Annotated in this window: 12 protein-coding genes and 1 pseudogene; 10 read left to right on the top strand and 3 right to left on the bottom strand. The window is 75.2% G+C overall.

Annotated elements, in window-relative coordinates; genetic code table 11:
- Window positions 1-168: 168 nt before the first annotated feature.
- Window positions 169-1,620, bottom strand: coding sequence for an erythromycin esterase family protein (locus ACWD4P_RS29350; protein WP_449781705.1), 1,452 nt, complete (start codon window positions 1,618-1,620; stop codon window positions 169-171).
- A gap of 277 nt (window positions 1,621-1,897) precedes the next feature.
- On the opposite strand from ACWD4P_RS29350, the gene ACWD4P_RS29345 reads away from it, so the two are divergent.
- The 3 genes from ACWD4P_RS29345 to ACWD4P_RS29335 all read left to right on the top strand — a co-directional run bounded on the left by ACWD4P_RS29345 (window position 1,898) and on the right by ACWD4P_RS29335 (window position 6,627).
- Complete coding sequence (locus ACWD4P_RS29345) at window positions 1,898-2,245, top strand: VOC family protein (RefSeq protein ID WP_449781704.1); 348 nt, start codon at window positions 1,898-1,900, stop codon at window positions 2,243-2,245.
- Between the two features lie 260 nt (window positions 2,246-2,505).
- Window positions 2,506-5,871, top strand: coding sequence for a hypothetical protein (locus ACWD4P_RS29340; RefSeq protein WP_449781703.1), 3,366 nt, complete (start codon window positions 2,506-2,508; stop codon window positions 5,869-5,871).
- 246 nt (window positions 5,872-6,117) lie between these two features.
- Complete coding sequence (locus tag ACWD4P_RS29335; RefSeq protein ID WP_449781702.1) at window positions 6,118-6,627, top strand: DUF2690 domain-containing protein; 510 nt, start codon at window positions 6,118-6,120, stop codon at window positions 6,625-6,627.
- A gap of 24 nt (window positions 6,628-6,651) precedes the next feature.
- On the opposite strand, the gene ACWD4P_RS29330 is transcribed toward ACWD4P_RS29335, so the two are convergent.
- Window positions 6,652-7,347, bottom strand: coding sequence for an alpha/beta fold hydrolase (locus tag ACWD4P_RS29330; protein ID WP_449781701.1), 696 nt, complete (start codon window positions 7,345-7,347; stop codon window positions 6,652-6,654).
- Window positions 7,348-7,662: 315 nt separating this feature from the next.
- Between ACWD4P_RS29330 and ACWD4P_RS29325 the strand changes: the two genes are divergently transcribed.
- From ACWD4P_RS29325 to ACWD4P_RS29305, 5 genes and pseudogenes are all read left to right on the top strand, one after another.
- Window positions 7,663-9,264: an alpha/beta fold hydrolase gene (locus ACWD4P_RS29325; RefSeq protein WP_449781700.1), complete on the top strand. Its 1,602-nt coding sequence runs from the start codon at window positions 7,663-7,665 to the stop codon at window positions 9,262-9,264.
- Window positions 9,265-9,349: 85 nt separating this feature from the next.
- Entirely contained in the window at window positions 9,350-9,841 is a 492-nt protein-coding gene (locus ACWD4P_RS29320) for a YfbM family protein (RefSeq protein WP_449781699.1), read from the top strand.
- A gap of 465 nt (window positions 9,842-10,306) precedes the next feature.
- Window positions 10,307-10,666 carry a hypothetical protein gene (locus tag ACWD4P_RS29315; protein WP_359818837.1) on the top strand — a complete coding sequence of 120 codons (360 nt, stop codon included), beginning with the start codon at window positions 10,307-10,309 and terminating at the stop codon, window positions 10,664-10,666.
- A 98-nt stretch (window positions 10,667-10,764) separates the two neighbouring features.
- The gene (locus ACWD4P_RS29310; RefSeq protein ID WP_449781698.1) at window positions 10,765-11,673 is read left to right on the top strand and encodes a hypothetical protein; all 909 of its coding nucleotides are present in this window, start codon (window positions 10,765-10,767) and stop codon (window positions 11,671-11,673) included.
- 35 nt (window positions 11,674-11,708) lie between these two features.
- Window positions 11,709-11,963, top strand: a pseudogene (locus ACWD4P_RS29305) (transposase); the annotation flags it as partial.
- Window positions 11,964-12,013: 50 nt separating this feature from the next.
- Here ACWD4P_RS29305 and ACWD4P_RS29300 read toward each other — a convergent pair.
- Complete coding sequence (locus ACWD4P_RS29300; RefSeq protein ID WP_449781697.1) at window positions 12,014-13,108, bottom strand: serine hydrolase domain-containing protein; 1,095 nt, start codon at window positions 13,106-13,108, stop codon at window positions 12,014-12,016.
- A gap of 95 nt (window positions 13,109-13,203) precedes the next feature.
- Here ACWD4P_RS29300 and ACWD4P_RS29295 point away from each other — a divergent pair, with 95 nt between their 5' ends.
- Both ACWD4P_RS29295 and ACWD4P_RS29290 read left to right on the top strand, forming a co-directional pair.
- Window positions 13,204-13,980 (top strand): MerR family transcriptional regulator, encoded by a 777-nt coding sequence (locus ACWD4P_RS29295; protein WP_359831089.1) that lies wholly within the window; start codon window positions 13,204-13,206, stop codon window positions 13,978-13,980.
- Window positions 13,981-14,515: 535 nt separating this feature from the next.
- Window positions 14,516-14,743, top strand: a complete 228-nt coding sequence (locus tag ACWD4P_RS29290) for a hypothetical protein (protein ID WP_449781696.1) — start codon at window positions 14,516-14,518, stop codon at window positions 14,741-14,743.
- Window positions 14,744-14,821: the final 78 nt, after the last annotated feature.

Here is a 14,821-nt window from a genome sequence, read left to right as displayed (position 1 = left end):
GGCAGGGAGCGGCCCGGACGGCACCCACCCCCTCCCCTCGGGGTGGCCGTCCGGGCCCGCCGCCGACGGCGCAGAGCCCGGCCACCGTGACAACCACGCACCGGCGGCCGGGCGCGAGGGGTGCCGACGGCCGGGACGGCCTCCGCGCCGCGGCCGGAACGCGCGCGGTCAGAACTTGCGTGCCTGGGTGACCTGGTGCAGGTGGACCAGGACGTCGTAGGCCCGGCCGATCGCGAGCCGCGGCATCGGGTCGGCGACGTAGACCGAGCCCGCGTCGTAGGTGGGGCGGGAGACGTCCAGCCAGTCGCGTGCCGCCCGGGGAGCGGTGCGCAGGTCGACGTAGTAGTCCCGGTGGCGGACCCGGTCGAGGGTGTACTCGTTCATGTCCGGCGTGGCCGCCGGCACGGTGACGGTCTTCCAATCGCTGCTCAGCACCGCGTCGTTGGTGAGGAAGGAGCCGCCGGCGAAGGTGAAGCCCACAGCCACGTAGCCGCCGCCGTAGGCCTCCCGCAGCCGGGCGCCCTGCGGGTGGGGGTACAGGAAGGTGTCGGTGGACAGGTAGCCGACGTGCCCGTTGTGCGCCGACAGCAGCACCCTGCCGCCGGTGCGGCGCTGCCACCACGCGGTGTTGTCCGCCATCGCCCGGTCGCGCAGCTGCTCCGAGGCGGACACGGAGGCGGGGTCGTCGAGGTCCATCGCGGCGAAGGCGAAGGTCTGGGCGATGTTCCGGGCGTGCTGCACGGCCCACGCGTGGGCGTCGTCGCCGGAGGCCCCGCCCCTCGCCCCGCCCCTCGCCCCGTCCGTCGTCCCGTCCCCGGCCCCGACCGCGGTGACCAGGTCGAGCGCCCGCTGCGCGGTGGCGGCGTCGTCCCGGCGCTCGGCGAGCGGCCTCTTCAGGTGGGCGAAGGCGTCGTCGAACGGCCGCAGGCCCGCGTAGAGCCCCTCGAGCCGGGGGAGGAGGTCGGGGCGGACCCCGCGCACGTAGGAGGTGACCTCGTCGAAGATCCGGTCGCCGAGCCTCGGCAGGCCGAGGTCGTCGCCCAGGAAGCGGACCGGCTTCCGCGGGTGGCCCGCGTTGTAGGACCGCATCCAGGCGATCAGGTCGGCGAACTCCTCGCGGTCCCACGGGCTGTCGCCCAGGGCCTCCTTGACGACCTGCCGCGCGTCGCCCGGGCCGCCCCGGACGTACTCGTCGATCCGCAGACCGCTGGTCCAACTCGTCTCCAGGGCGAAGGTGGTGAAGCCCCGCTCCTCGACGAGGCAGCGGAACAGGCGGTGCTTCATCGCGAAGAACTCGTGCGAGCCGTGGGTGGCCTCGCCGAGGCCGACCACCTCGGCGTCGCCGATCATCCGGACCAGCGCGCTCAGATCGGCGGTGCCACCGCCGGGTTCCGTCGTCCGCAGCGGCCGGGCGACGCTCTCCAACGCCTCCACCACGACGGAGCGCCGCGCCGTCGCCGGATCCGCGCCCGCGCCCGTACCGGTACCCGTGCCCGTACCGGCGTCCTTGGCCGCGGCCGGCGCGGCGACCGCCGCCACCGGTGCCAGCACGGCCGCCGCGGTGGCCGCTGCCGCCGCCGCCAGCAGTCCGCGCCGCGCGATCCGCTCGTTGCCTGCCATCGTTGTGATCACCCCGACTCGAGGGAACGCCGACGACCTCGGCGTTCGATGGGTCGATCCTCACGCCGGCGGTGCCCGCGGCGCGCTGGGGAGGACCACCGTCCTCACCGGGGGGCACCCCCGGGGCCGGATCCGGGGGCAGGCCCCCCGGCCGGCGCCCGCCCGCCGTCCGTTACGGCCGCGACGCCCCGCCCCCGATGCGGCACGCGCGGCCGGACGTGCTGTAGTACGCCTGCGGAGACACAGAAAACAGGTTCGCTCTCGTTCGGAGTCGTCGATGGCAGTTCGCCGTGTCGTGCCCAACATCCGGTCGCAGGCCGCGCAGGAGAGCCGGGAGTTCTACGGCCTGCTGGGCTTCGAGGAGGTGATGAACCACGGCTGGATCATGACGCTCGCCTCCCCGTCCGCCCCCTCGGCGCAGATCAGCGTCATGGCCGGGGACCGGACCGCGCCCGTCGCCCCCGACATGAGCGTCGAGGTGGACGACGTGGACGCGGCCTACGCGGTCATGCGGGCGAGCGGCGCGGAGATCGTCCACCCGCTGCAGGACGAGGAGTGGGGCGTGCGGCGGTTCTTCGTCCGCGACCCCAGCGGACGGGTGGTCAACGTGCTGGGCCACCGCTGACGGCCCGTCCCCGCGCCGGCGCCGACTCGGCACGGCGTCGCCGGTTCTCGGCAGCGCGTCTTCCCGGCCGTCAGGAGCCGGCGACCGGAACGCTCCGGCTCCTAACCTCCTGGGAGACGGCAGCCCCGCCACACCGCGGGGCTGCCCGAGCCCCGAACCCCCGAACCCGAGCCGCCCGCCGCCCGGCCGACACCCCCGCACGCGGTCGCGGCAGCGGAAAACCAGTGGGAGGCACCGCCCGGCCCGGCCACAATGACCGCATGCCGTACGAAGCCGATCAGCTGCTCGCCGACCTCGACCCGCTCTCCCACCCGGAGCGCCAACAGCTCGTCGCCCGTACGGCCCGACAACTCGACCCCGACAAGGAACTCCCCGGACTGCTGTCCGCGCTCGAACGCTCCGGCACCCACGGCCGACGGCTGGCCGCCCTCGCCGCGACCGCCGCCCGCGCCACCGGCCACCTCGCCGAGCGGCTGACCGACCCCGACCCGGTGGTCCGCGCACACGCCCTGCGCGCCGCCCGCACCCAGGACGTCCCGGACGAGGCGATCGAGGCGGCCTTCACCGGAGCCTCCTGCGTCCTGCGCCGCCAGCTGACCGGCATCGTCCGGCAGGGCCGCCGCCACCGGCTCGCCGAACGACTGGTCGAGCGCCTGCGCGCCGAATGGGGCGACGCCGAAGCCGCCCGCCTGCTCCCCGCCTGCGGCCCCGCGTTCGTCGCCCGGACCCTGCCCCACCTCGCCCACGCCGCACCGCTCGCCCGCCTCGCCGCACGCTTCCCCGACGAGGTCCTGGACCACCTCGACCAGGTCCTCGCCGAGCACCCCGAGACACTGCGGCTCAGGCACTGGCCCGCCCTCGCCGACGTCCTCGCCACCACCGCGCGCACCCGCCCCGAACGGGTCCTCGACCTGCTGGAGCGGTTCGGCCCGGACCTCCCGCTGCGCCGCTCCTCCCTGCCGGCGCTGGCCGCCGCGGACGCCGAACGCACCGTCCGCGTCCTCGCCGACCCGCGACGCGGCGCGGTCGAGCGGTACACCGCGCCGCCCACCAGCGGCACACTGCGCCGACTGGCGCGCGCCGACCCGCCCTCGCTCCCCGCCCTCGGCCGCCACTGGCTGGCCTCACCCACCTGCCTCGCCGCCCTGCTGCGCGCCCTTCCGCCGTCCCGGCGCGACGCCTTCCTCGACGCCGTGTACGCCGACGCCCTCCCGCAGGAAGCCGAACTGGCCCTGCTGCTACCGCTGTTCCCCCACGCCCGCCGCCACGCCGAGGCCCGGCGGCAGGCCGCCGCACGCCGCGCCGAGGGCCGCCCCTGGCCCCAGGTCGTCCCCGTCCTGGCCCACCTGCCCCCCGAGGAGGCCCAGCCGGAACTGCGGGCCGCCCTCTCCCGCGCGGACGCCGCCGACCGGGCCGCCGCCTGGACCGGCCTGCTCGCCAACGCCGCCGCCGGCGACGACCGGGCCGCCGTCCAGGACGCCCTCGGGCTGCTCCCGCGGCTGCGCAACGAACAGGACCCGGTGCGCTGCGCGGCCCTGACCGCGCTCGCCCGGGTGCCCGCCCGGCTGCTGACCCCGGCGGCGGTGCCCGCCCTCGACACCGCCGTGGGGGACGCGGTCGACGCCCGCGACTGCTCCTACGCCACCCGGGCCGCCCTCCAGCGACTGATCGCCGACGTGCTGCGCGAACACGCCGTCACCGGCGCCACCGAACTGGTCGACTGGGCGCTGCGGAGCCTGCGGCGGATCGCCGGGCAGACCGGCACGGTTGAACTCGGCCGACTGGAGCACCGGCTGCGGCGCGGCCAGGAGCACGCCGTGTTCGCGACCCTGCGGCCATGGCTCGACGCCATGGCCGACACCGCCGAGTACTGGCTGCTGTTCACCCTGGCCCGCTCGCTCGGCCGCCGCGCCCGCGGCATCCCCGAACTGCAGGAACTCCTCCTGCACGCCCTCCAGTTCGGGTCGGACGGCGCGTTCACGACCGCCGCCTCCCTGTGGCTGGACGACCCGCGCACCCGCGACGCCAGGGTCGCCGGGATCCTCGAACTCGAACCCTCCGCCGCCGTCCTGCCGGCCGTCCACCACGTGCTGGCCGAACGGCGCACCGACCTGCTCGACCCGCTGCTCGCCCCCGTACCGCCGTACGGGAGGTTCCTGAAGCGCCCGCGGCGGGCACCCATGCCCCCCACCTGGTCGGCGAAGCGCTGGACGCCCCGCCAGTGGCAGGCCGCCGCCCGGCTCGCCGCCGCGACCGCCGACGACCCCACCCTGCCGCTGCACGGACGCGCCGCCGCCGTCCACGCCGCCGCCGCGATCCCCGAGTACGGCGAGGCGGTCGTCCGCGCCCGACTGGACTCCGCCGAGGTGGTGCTCGCCGAGGCCGCCCTCGCCGCGCTCGCCCGGACCGACCGGCCCGCCGACGCCCTGCCCGACCTGCTGGCCCACGCGGGCGGCGACCGCGCCCGGGTCGCGGTGTACGCCGCCACCCGCGCCGCCCGCTTCACCCCGCCCGGCGAACTCGCCGGACACCTCGGCACGCTGCTCTCCGGGACCCGGGGCAGCAAGGTGACCAGCCGCAAGGAAGCCGTACGGCTGGCCGCCGAACACCTGCCGCCGCGCACCGCCGCCGACCTCCTGGTGGCCGCGTACCGCACCGAGGACCAGCACCGCGACGTCCGTGCCGCCGCAGTCGCCTTCAGCACCGCGCTGCTGGACGCCGAACCCGTCTGGGGCCTGCTCGCCGAGGCCGCCGGGCAGGCCCCGCCGCCCGTGCGCCTCGCCGTCCTGCGCACCGACCCGCGCCACCTGCCCGCCGCCCACCGGGCCCGCTACGCCCGCCTGGTGGCCTCCGTCGCCGCCGCGTCCGACCCGGAGGTCGCGGCACCCGCCCTCGCCGTCCTGCCGCAGTGGGCCGCCTGGGCCCCGGACACCGCGGACGTGGCCCGGCGGGCCGTCACCGATCCGGCCGTCCGAGGCGGCTGGCGCCAGGGTGCGGACGCCGTCCGCGCCCTCGCGGCCTCCGGGCTGCCGCACCCGCTCGGCGGCGCCGCCCCCGGCAGCCTGCTGCACGACACCCTCGCCGAACTCGCCGCCGCCGTACGGGCGGACGCCCCCGACGCCGGGGACGACCGGGACCTGCCGGCCCGCCGGAGGCTGACCCACCTCGCCGACCTCCCCGCCGACGACCGCCACCGCCCGCTGCTCGCCGGCGTCGCCGAGCTGCTCGCCGCCGAACCCGAGCTCGCCGGCGTCAGGGCGACCGCGCTGCGCCGGCTGGTCGACCCGGCCGCCGGACCGCAGGCCCTGACGGCCGCGCTCGACGCCCTCGCCGCCGCCCACCACGGCCGGCCCGCCGCAGCCGCCCTCACCGCCCAGGCCCTGCTGGGCGAGCACGCCTCGGGCCCGCTGCCGCCGCCCGGCACACCCGACGCGCTGGCCCGGACCGCCCGCCGCCAGGGCGACACCGGCCCGGCCGCCGCCCTGTTCGCGACGGCGCTGACGGAAGCCTGCGGCAGCCGTCTCGGCTGGCCCCCGGAATGGCGGGACCTGCTGCGCGAACTGCGCCGCCACCCCAGCGCGGACGTCCGCGAACGGGCCCTCGCGGTCGTCACGCACCGGGAGTGACCGCAGGCCCCTCACCCGGCCCCTCGCCCGGAGCCCGACCGCCCCGGGCGAGGGGCCGGACGGCCCCCCGAAGCCCGTCCCGACCGCCGAGGACGGGGGAGGCGGCCCGCCGGTCCACTCCGCCCTTCGGTGAACGAAGCCCCTCGCCCGGCCGACGAGACGGTGTCCATCGACGGTTTATCGGCCGTCAACGGGCGCCGGTCACGCTGGTGCGAGCGATCGGCTCACCCACGAAGGGACCTTTCGATGCGCGACACCAGCGGTGCCCGCCGCAAGACGGCGGCGTCGGCGTTGGCCGTCCTCGCCTGCACGATCGGCCTGACGCTCGGCGGCACCTCCCAGGCCCAGGCCGCCGGTTCCTACGACGGAAAGGACCCCCAGAGCACCGGCTGTTCGAACAACTCCACGACGCTGTCCTCCGCCCCGCTGAAGACCAGCGCCGGCGACCGGATCGGCACGATCGAGATGCGGTACAGCCCCAGCTGCCTGACGCAGTGGATCCGCGTGTACTCGCAGGTCACCAACTGCAGCGGCCAGCCGTGCGGCAACGGCGCGAAGATCCACCGCACGGCGTCGACGTCGGACGGCGGCACCGGCTGGTACGGCCGCAGCCCGTCCTCCGCGTCCGGCCAGCCGTACCAGTGGAGCCTCATGGTCCACACGCCGAACACGCGCGCGTGCGGCACCGGGTACGCCGACACCGGCGTCAACCTCGCCTACCCCAACGGAAGCGCGGGCTCCCAGATCTGCGGGTGACGAACCCCGCCCCGGCGCCGCCCCTCACCCCCCGCAGGACGCGGTCCGGCCCAGCAGGGCGGCGAGCCGCCGGGGCATGGAGAGGAACGGCGAGTGGCCGCTCGGCAGCCGGTGGACGGAACCGGCCCGGGCGGCGAGCCGGTGCTGCCGGGCCGGATCGAGCGCCCGGTCGTGCTCGCAGACGACGTAGCTGGACGGCACGGTGCGCCAACCCGCCGTGGTCACCGGCTCGGTGAAGGAACGGACGCTCTGCGGCCGCAGCCGGGCGACGGCACGCTCCGCCTCGGCCTCGGGCACGTCGGCGAACAGGACGTTCCGCGCGTCCCGGTAGGGCGGGGCCTGGCCGCTGTCGTCGTCCGGCACGGGCGCGCCGAGACAGCTGAACAGGCTCTCGCCCACGTCCAGTTGGAACCCCGCGACATACACCACCCGGACCACGCCGGCGGCACCCGCGACGGCCTCCGTCGCGGGCACGCCGCCGTAGGAGTGGGCGACCACCACCACCGGTCCGTCGATGCGCCGCAGGCCCTCCCGGACGGCCCGCGCGTCGTCCGGCACACCCGCCGGCCGGCCGTCCGGGGAGCCGGTGCTGGGCAGGTCCACGGTGTGCGAGCGCCAGCCGTCGCCGTCCAGCGCCTCGCGCACCGGATCCCAGCACCAGGCCCCGTGCCAGGCGCCGTGGACCAGCAGGAAGGTGGGCCGCTCGGTGTCAACGCCCATGCGCAGTACCTCCGTTGTCCAGTGATCGCGCTCAGGGGCCCGACGATACTTCGTGGGCGTTTCGGCCGTGTGACGGAGCGGGCCGCCGGCCCCGCGGAATCCCCGACACGCTCCCGCACGCGCCCGCGCCCGCCGACCGGCTGCGGCCGGGTGCTGCACCGGACGTACACGGAAGGCCGGCCCTGCTGCGTCTGACGTACCGCCAGTTCGTGCCGTACGGCGATGCCCGCGGGCGGGGCGCGCTGGGAGGCTCGACCGGCACGGCCCGGACGCCCTCCGGGCCGCACGTGTCCGCCACCCCCGGGAGAAAGCAGCATGACCACCACCGGCACCACCGCCCGGCGCGCCTCGGCCGCGGGACTCGCCCTCGCCGCCGGCCTCACCACCTGCCTGGCCGCCGCCCCCGCCGCCCTCGCCGCGGCACCCCCCGCGGCCTCCGCCTCCGCCTCCGCCTCCGCCGACGCGACCCCCGCCGCCGGACTCGGCCGCTACTACCAGCAGCGCCCCGACTGGCACGGCTGCGCCCGGGCCGGGGACGACCCGACGGGCCGCGCCCTCGACGCCGCGGGCGCGCGCTGCGCGGACGTGACCGTCCCGCTCGACTACGGCGACCCCGGCGGCCGGACCATCACCGTCGCCATATCCCGGCTCAAGGCCACCGACACCCGCCACCGCATCGGCTCCCTGCTGGTCAACCCCGGAGGCCCGGGCGGCCCCGGCCTCGGCATCGGGCTCACCGTGCGCCCCGCGATGAAGGAGACCGGCGCCCGCTACGACGTGATCGGCATGGACCCGCGCTTCACAGGCCGCAGCACCCCGCTGGACTGCGGGCTGTCCTCCGGGCCCGGCCTGCTGTCGGCCGGCCCCGACCGGGCCGGCTTCGACCGCCAGACCGCCCGGGCCCGGGACGTCGCGGAGCGCTGCCGGGCCACCAACGCCGACGTCCTGCCGCACGTCACCACGCGCAACACCGCCCGCGACATCGACGTCGTCCGCGGCGTGCTCGGCGAACGGAAGATCTCCTACCTGGGCTACTCCTACGGCACCTACCTGGGCACGGCCTACACCCAGATGTTCCCCACCCGCTACGACCGGGTGGTCCTCGACAGCGCCCTGGACCCCGACCGCTACAACCCCCGCCTCATGAAGGGAACCGAGGCCGCGAACGAGAAGGCGTACGACGACTGGGCCGACTGGACGGCCGCGCGCGACAGCACCTACGGCCTCGGCCGCACCCGCGGCGAGGTGCGCGCCACCGTCGACGGCGTCATCGCCGCCTCCTCCCGGGAACCGCTCACCGTCGGCACCGCCCCCGACACCTTCCGCCTCGACGACAGCCAGGTCCCCGCCCTGCTCTTCACGGGGATGGCCGACGACACCGACCCGGCGCGCGCCGCCCTGGCCGAGCAGGCGGCCCTGCTCGCCCGGGCCGCCCGGGGCCGCACCGCCCCCCTGCCGCCCGCGTTCGCGGAGTTCCTGCGCTCGGTGTTCACCTCCGCCGGCTCCGCCGTCGGCAGCGTCCAGACCGCGATCCTGTGCGGTGACGTGCCCGCTCCGCGCGACCCCGAGACGTACTGGCGCGACATCCAGCGCGAGCGCGCCGCCCACCCGCTGTTCGCCCCGCTGGCCGAGAACATCACCCCCTGCGCCTTCTGGGACAGCCCCCGCGAGGCCCCCGTCCGGGTCCGCCGCGACGCCCCGGCCCTGATCGTCGCCTCCACCGGGGACCCCCGCGTCCCCTACACCGACAGCACCGCCCTGCACGACCGCCTCCCCGGCTCCCGCCTGCTCACCCTCGCGGGCGCCAACCAGCACGCCAACTACGGCGTCCACGGCAGCTCCTGCGTCGACACCGCCGTCAACGCCTACCTCGCCACCGGCCGCCTCCCCGCCCGCGACCGCACCTGCGCCGCGTAGGCCCCGCCGCCCCGGAGCCAGGCCGACCGGCCGACCGGCTGTCAGTGGCGTGCGGTTGGATCCGGGGCGGAGAGGAGGCACCGGGATGGCGTGCTTGGGAGTGCTGTTCGCGTTGACGCGGGACCAGTCGGCGCGGCTGCTGGCGGGCGGCGGAGACGAGCGGGTGCGGGAGGTGGTGGAGGAGATCGAGGAGGCCTGGGACGTGCCGCGGGTGTGCGAGCTGGACAAGGCGTGGGACGCGCTGCACCGCTGCCTGACGGACGGCCGGCTGCACGGCGACAACGGGGAGTTCCCGCTGTCGCACGCGATCCTCGGCGGACGGCCGCTGCACGAGGGGGAGGACTACGAGGTCTGCTACCTGGACCCGGCCCAGGTCCGGGCGGTGGCCGAGGCGCTCGCCCCGCTGGACGGGGCGTGGCTGCGGCAGCGGTACGCGGAGCTGGAGTTCGAGGACTACGACGGCGAGCGCGGAGACGAGGACCTCGACTACACGGAGGCGTTCTTCCCCGACCTGCGGGAGTTCTACCGGACGGCGGCGGCGGACGGCCTGGCGGTGGTCTTCACCGTCGACCAGTAGTCGACCAGTAGCAGCGGGGGCGGGCACCCCCTGTGCGGACGCCCGCCCCTGTTCCCCCCTTCCGCCTCCTCCCCGAGGCGGGGCTGTGCGGTCGGCTCCGGGGACCGGCCGGCCGACCGCCGTCAGCTTGTCAGCGCGCGCTCGATCGCCGGTATCCCAGGTTCCTGGGATGCCGACGGCCCACGCCGCCCCCCGGCGGCCGCGGTCGGACCTCGCGATCCGCACTCCCGGCCGCCGGGGCCGCACGGTGGAGCGCAAGACGAGCGCGTTCCTTCCCCCGGCGGTCCGGCGACCTGCAGGGGATTTCTTGGCATGTTCCGTGCAAGTTCGGGGCGGTTTGCCATCCTCCGACCCCGGTCGAACAACTCGCACCGCCGTTGCGTCCGACGGCCATTCTCTTCATGGGCCGCGATCACCCCGGCGCCTCGACACCCGGTACCCGATACCTCGACCGAAGGATTCCCCATGCAGATCGGCAGGAAGCTCCTCACCCTCACCGCCACCGCCGGCCTCGCCCTGGCCGGGGTGGCCGTGGCGGCACCGGCGAACGCCATCGGCGGAGTGGGCTGCCCCACCAACGGGCTCACGGTCACCACCAGCGGCAACGGCAACTACTGCGCGGCGGGCTCCATCGGCTACAAGAACACCAGCAGCCTGTTCGGGATCGGCCAGATCGACCACGTCACCTACGAGTCGACCCAGTGGAACTGGGCCGCCTTCTACAACTCCAGCGGCGTCATCAAGCTGCAGCCCGGTCAGTCCACCGGCTACCTCGGCGGCGTGATCACCTACGCGCTGGAGATCGACAACCCGAACTGGACGTGATCCCCGGCCCCACCGGCCCGTGAATCCGGCACCCGCCACCGACCCACGGTCGCCCGTGGCGGGTGCCGTTCCGCCGCGCCCGCCCCCGGAGGACGGAAATGAAACGCTCCACGACCTCGGCCCTGACGCTCGCCCTGCTGGCGGCCCTCGCGGGCTGCGGCACCGGAGACGCCCGCCCGGCGCCCCCGCAACTGGGCGAGATCCCCACCATCACCGGCGTCGGCCAGGTGATACGCCCGATCGACGCCTACCTCCCCACCACGGCGCAGACCCGGACCGTGGAACGGGCCGCCTATCTGACGAGCGCCGACTGCCTGCGACGGCTCGGCATCACGGAGGCCCCCGGCCCGGACCCGGCCGGGACCGAACCCGCCGCCCGGGACGTCCGGTCCCAGCTCTACGGCTACTTCGCGCCCGACCGCGTCGCCGCCACCGGCTACGACGCCGTCGTGGCCGTCGGTACCGGGCAGCCGGCCTCCGCCGCCACCCGGCAGGTACTCACCGGACGGGATGCGACCGGCACCCCGGTCACCGAGTTCCAGGGCCGGGCCGTCCCCAAGGGCGGCTGCCTCCAAGCGGGCCTGGACGCCGTCGGCGGAGCGATGTTCCTGAACTCCGACCCCTCGGCCCTGCCCGGCGGCGGGCCGAAAGAACCCCTGACGGACCCCCGCGTCGTGGCCGCCGACCGGCAGTGGAGCACCTGCATGAAGGACCGAGGCTTCACCTACGCCACCCCGGCGGCCGCCTACATGGACCCGCGCTGGCGCGACCGGACACGGAGTGCCGAGACGCCCGTCAGCCACACCCCGGCCGAACTCGCCACCGCGACCGCCGACGACGCCTGCAAACGGTCCACCAACTTCATGGGGATCACGGTGGCCGTCCAGGCCGCCTACGACCGGCAGTACATCGCGGCCCACCCGGCGGAACTGGCCACGTTCGCCCAGGGCGTCAGCAGGCACGTCGCCGACGCGGAGCAGGTCATCGCGGCGGGCGCCGCCGGCTAGGACTTGTCCGGTCGATCATGTGACTATCGCTCGCTGTGCTCGTTGGTCCGGGCACGGGGCGGGGAGATCTCACGGATGCCGAGTGGGAGCGGCTGCGGCCGTTCCAGCCGGTCAGCAACAGGCGTTGTGGCCGGTGGCGGGACCACCGGCAGGTGATCGACGGGATCCTGCACCGGGTGCGGACCGGCGTGCACTGGCGGGATCTGCCCGAGCGGTTCGGTCCCTGGACGACGGTCCACGAGCGCCACCGGCTGTGGTCGGCCGACGGGACCTGGGAGCGCCTGCTCCAGCGGGAGCCGCCCTCGTCATCTGGCTCCGCACATGATCGCCCGGATGGGGCTTAGGCGAACACCGCCTTGACCAGTGTCTGCTTCACCTTCTCGAACGTCCCGGCCATGGTGGGCAGGTCCATTTCGACATCCCCGGAGGTCAGCGAGCCGGTCAGGGTCTTGGTGCCGTCGGGCGTGCTGTACATCATCGCGCCCCAGCCCCAGAACCCTCCGTTGTGGTGGAGGACGGTGCCGCCGCCGTCCAGCTCCTCCACGAACACCCCCAGGCCATAACCCATCGTGGGGTCCGCGACGCGCATCTCGGCCAGAAGCTCGGTCGAGATGAGCTTGCCACTGTTCAGCGCGGAGAAGAACGTGTGGAGGTCCCGGCTGGTCGAGATCATGTCGCCGGCGGCGGATACCCAGGAGGGGTTGAAGCGCGTTGTGTCGACCACCTTCCACTGCCCGGCGTCGTCGTAGCCGAAGTAGCCGTGGGCATGCGGCTCGGGGATGTCCTCCCGGGTCTCCGGCAGTAGGGTGCCCGTCAGCCCGAGCGGGCCCAGGATCAGCCGGTGCGCCTCCTCGGGCAGCGAGCGGCCGGTGACCTGCTCGATCAGCAGCCTGGCCAGGACATAGTTGGTGTTGGAGTAGCTCCAGGCCGTCCCCGGCTCGAACCGCGCCGGCTTCGCCAACGCCCCCCGCACCAGTTCCTCCGGCCGGTAGGTCGCGTGCTGCAATTCCACCCACTCCTTGCCCCAACCGGCGACCACACCGGGTTCGACCGACCCGTCCTTGGAGAACTCGCCGGTGAAGTTGAACAGCCCGCTGGTGTGCTGCAGGAGCATCCGTACTGTGATCCGCCGGTCGAGCCGGAACTCCGGCAAGTGGTCGGCCACCAGGTCCTCAAGGCCGAGCCGGCCCTCGGCCACCAGCTGCAGGACGACGGTCGCGACGAAGGTCTTGGTGACGCTGCCGACCCGAAAGTGCCCGTCGATCGGCGGCTTCTCGGTCCTGCCCAGCTCGCTCACCCCGGCGCTGCCGACCCACTCGCCGAGCTCGTCGTTCACGCGCAGCTGCACACCGGAGAAACCGGCGTCGACGATCTCCTGCATGGCCTTCCGCAGCTCGGGGCGGTCCTGCGCGGCGGCGGCGTTCTGCTCACTCATGGTGATTCCTCATCTCGCGTCAGCGGGTACGAGATGAGCGTGGACCTTGACCCAAGGTCAAGGTCAAGCCGATGGAAGAGCGTTACTCTCGCTCCATGGCAGAAGGGCTCACGATCGGCCAGGCGGCGGCTTTCGTCGGGATCACCGTCAAGACGGTGCGGCACTACCACCGGCTCGGCCTGGTCGCCGAACCGGAACGGGACCATTCCGGCTACCGGCGCTACGGTTCGGCCGACCTGCTGCGCCTTGTCCAGGTCCGGGCCCTGGCCGGGGCGGGCGTGCCGCTGGCCGAGATCGGCGAGCTGCTCGACGCCGAGCCCGAGCGGTTCGCCACCGCCCTGGACGACGTCCGCCGCCGGCTCACCGAACAGATCGAGGAGCTGACCGCCCGCCGCGACACCCTGCACCGGCTCGCCCGCGGTGACCGCGCCCTGCTGCCCGACCGGGCCTGCGCGGTCCTGGAGCGACTCGCCGAGCTCGACTTCAGCCCCGACTACGTCACCACCCAGCGGGAGGCCCTGGTGCTGTCGCGGGCACTGACTCCCGAGGTCTTCGACCTCTTCCTGGCCAACCTCGAACACCGGCTCGACGACCCCGAATTCGTTGAGTTGACCAAGCGTGGCTGGGAGGCGAGGACCTGGGATCCCGACGACCCGCGGATCGAGGAGCTGGCCTCAGCGGTGGCCGCCAACCTGCTGGGCGTCCGCGCGCTGCTGACGCTGCCGGCCAAGCGACCGCACGGGCCCGACACGGCCTCCCGGTACGGCGTGATCAACCACCATCGGGAGGACGAGGCACCGTCCATCGCCCGGCTGAACGGGCTGGTCGAGGGGCACCTGCGCGCGGCGGGCATTGATATCCCGCGGCAGTAACGGACTGCTGCGAACTCGATCGCCCGGACAGGGCCTGGCGGAAGCCCGGACGGCGGCCGCCGACACCGCCCACAGGCAGGGCGACGAACTCGCCGACCGTGATGCGCACTTCGAGGAACACCGCCCCGCCCCCGCCGGCGGCTGGCCCGGGGGAGGGGGGAGACCGAGCAGGCGCCCGCGCCCGCGCCCGCGCCGGACGGCGGTGGCGGCGCCGTCCGGCCGCGGTGAGGTGCCTGGCCTCCGCGCGGCAGCGGGACGAACTCGCCCACCACGCCGAGCACGTGAGTCACCCCGCCGCCCCGGCCACCCTCGCCCGCCGCCCCACCCGTCGGCGGCTGTCGCCACCGTTCGTATGCCGGTGCCCGGACGGCACCGCGCGCCGCGCGCCGCGGAAGGGGGCACGGCATGCGGAAGAGACGTACGGCCTGGTCGCTCGTCTACTTCCCGATGGGCGCCGTGCTCCTGCTGCTCGCGGTGGTGATGGCGGCGGGCGTGGTGGCGGCGGCGGGCGAGGGCCGGTCGGCCGTCGCGGGGCATGGGCCTGGCCCTGGTCCTGGTCCTGGTCATGGGCGCGGTGGGCGCGGTGCTGACGGTCCGCGCGCCGGTGTTCGGCATCTCCTACGGGCCGGCCGGAGTGACGTACTCCGGGCTGCTCCGGGCGCGTTCCTACGCGTGGGCGGACATCCGGGAGGTACGGGTGGCCGTCCAGACCGGCAGGGTCTACTCGTCCGACGTCCCGGAGCTGGTGCTAGGGCGTGTCTGACAATTCCCGCCGGGCGTGCGACGCCGGGGCACGCACCTCGCCGCGTTGTCGTCGGTCGCCAATGCTCCGCAGTGGCTC

This window comes from Kitasatospora sp. NPDC002543 (assembly GCF_053594915.1).
Note: the sequence above shows the minus strand (reverse complement) of the source record. Positions and strands in the feature narration are given on the sequence as shown.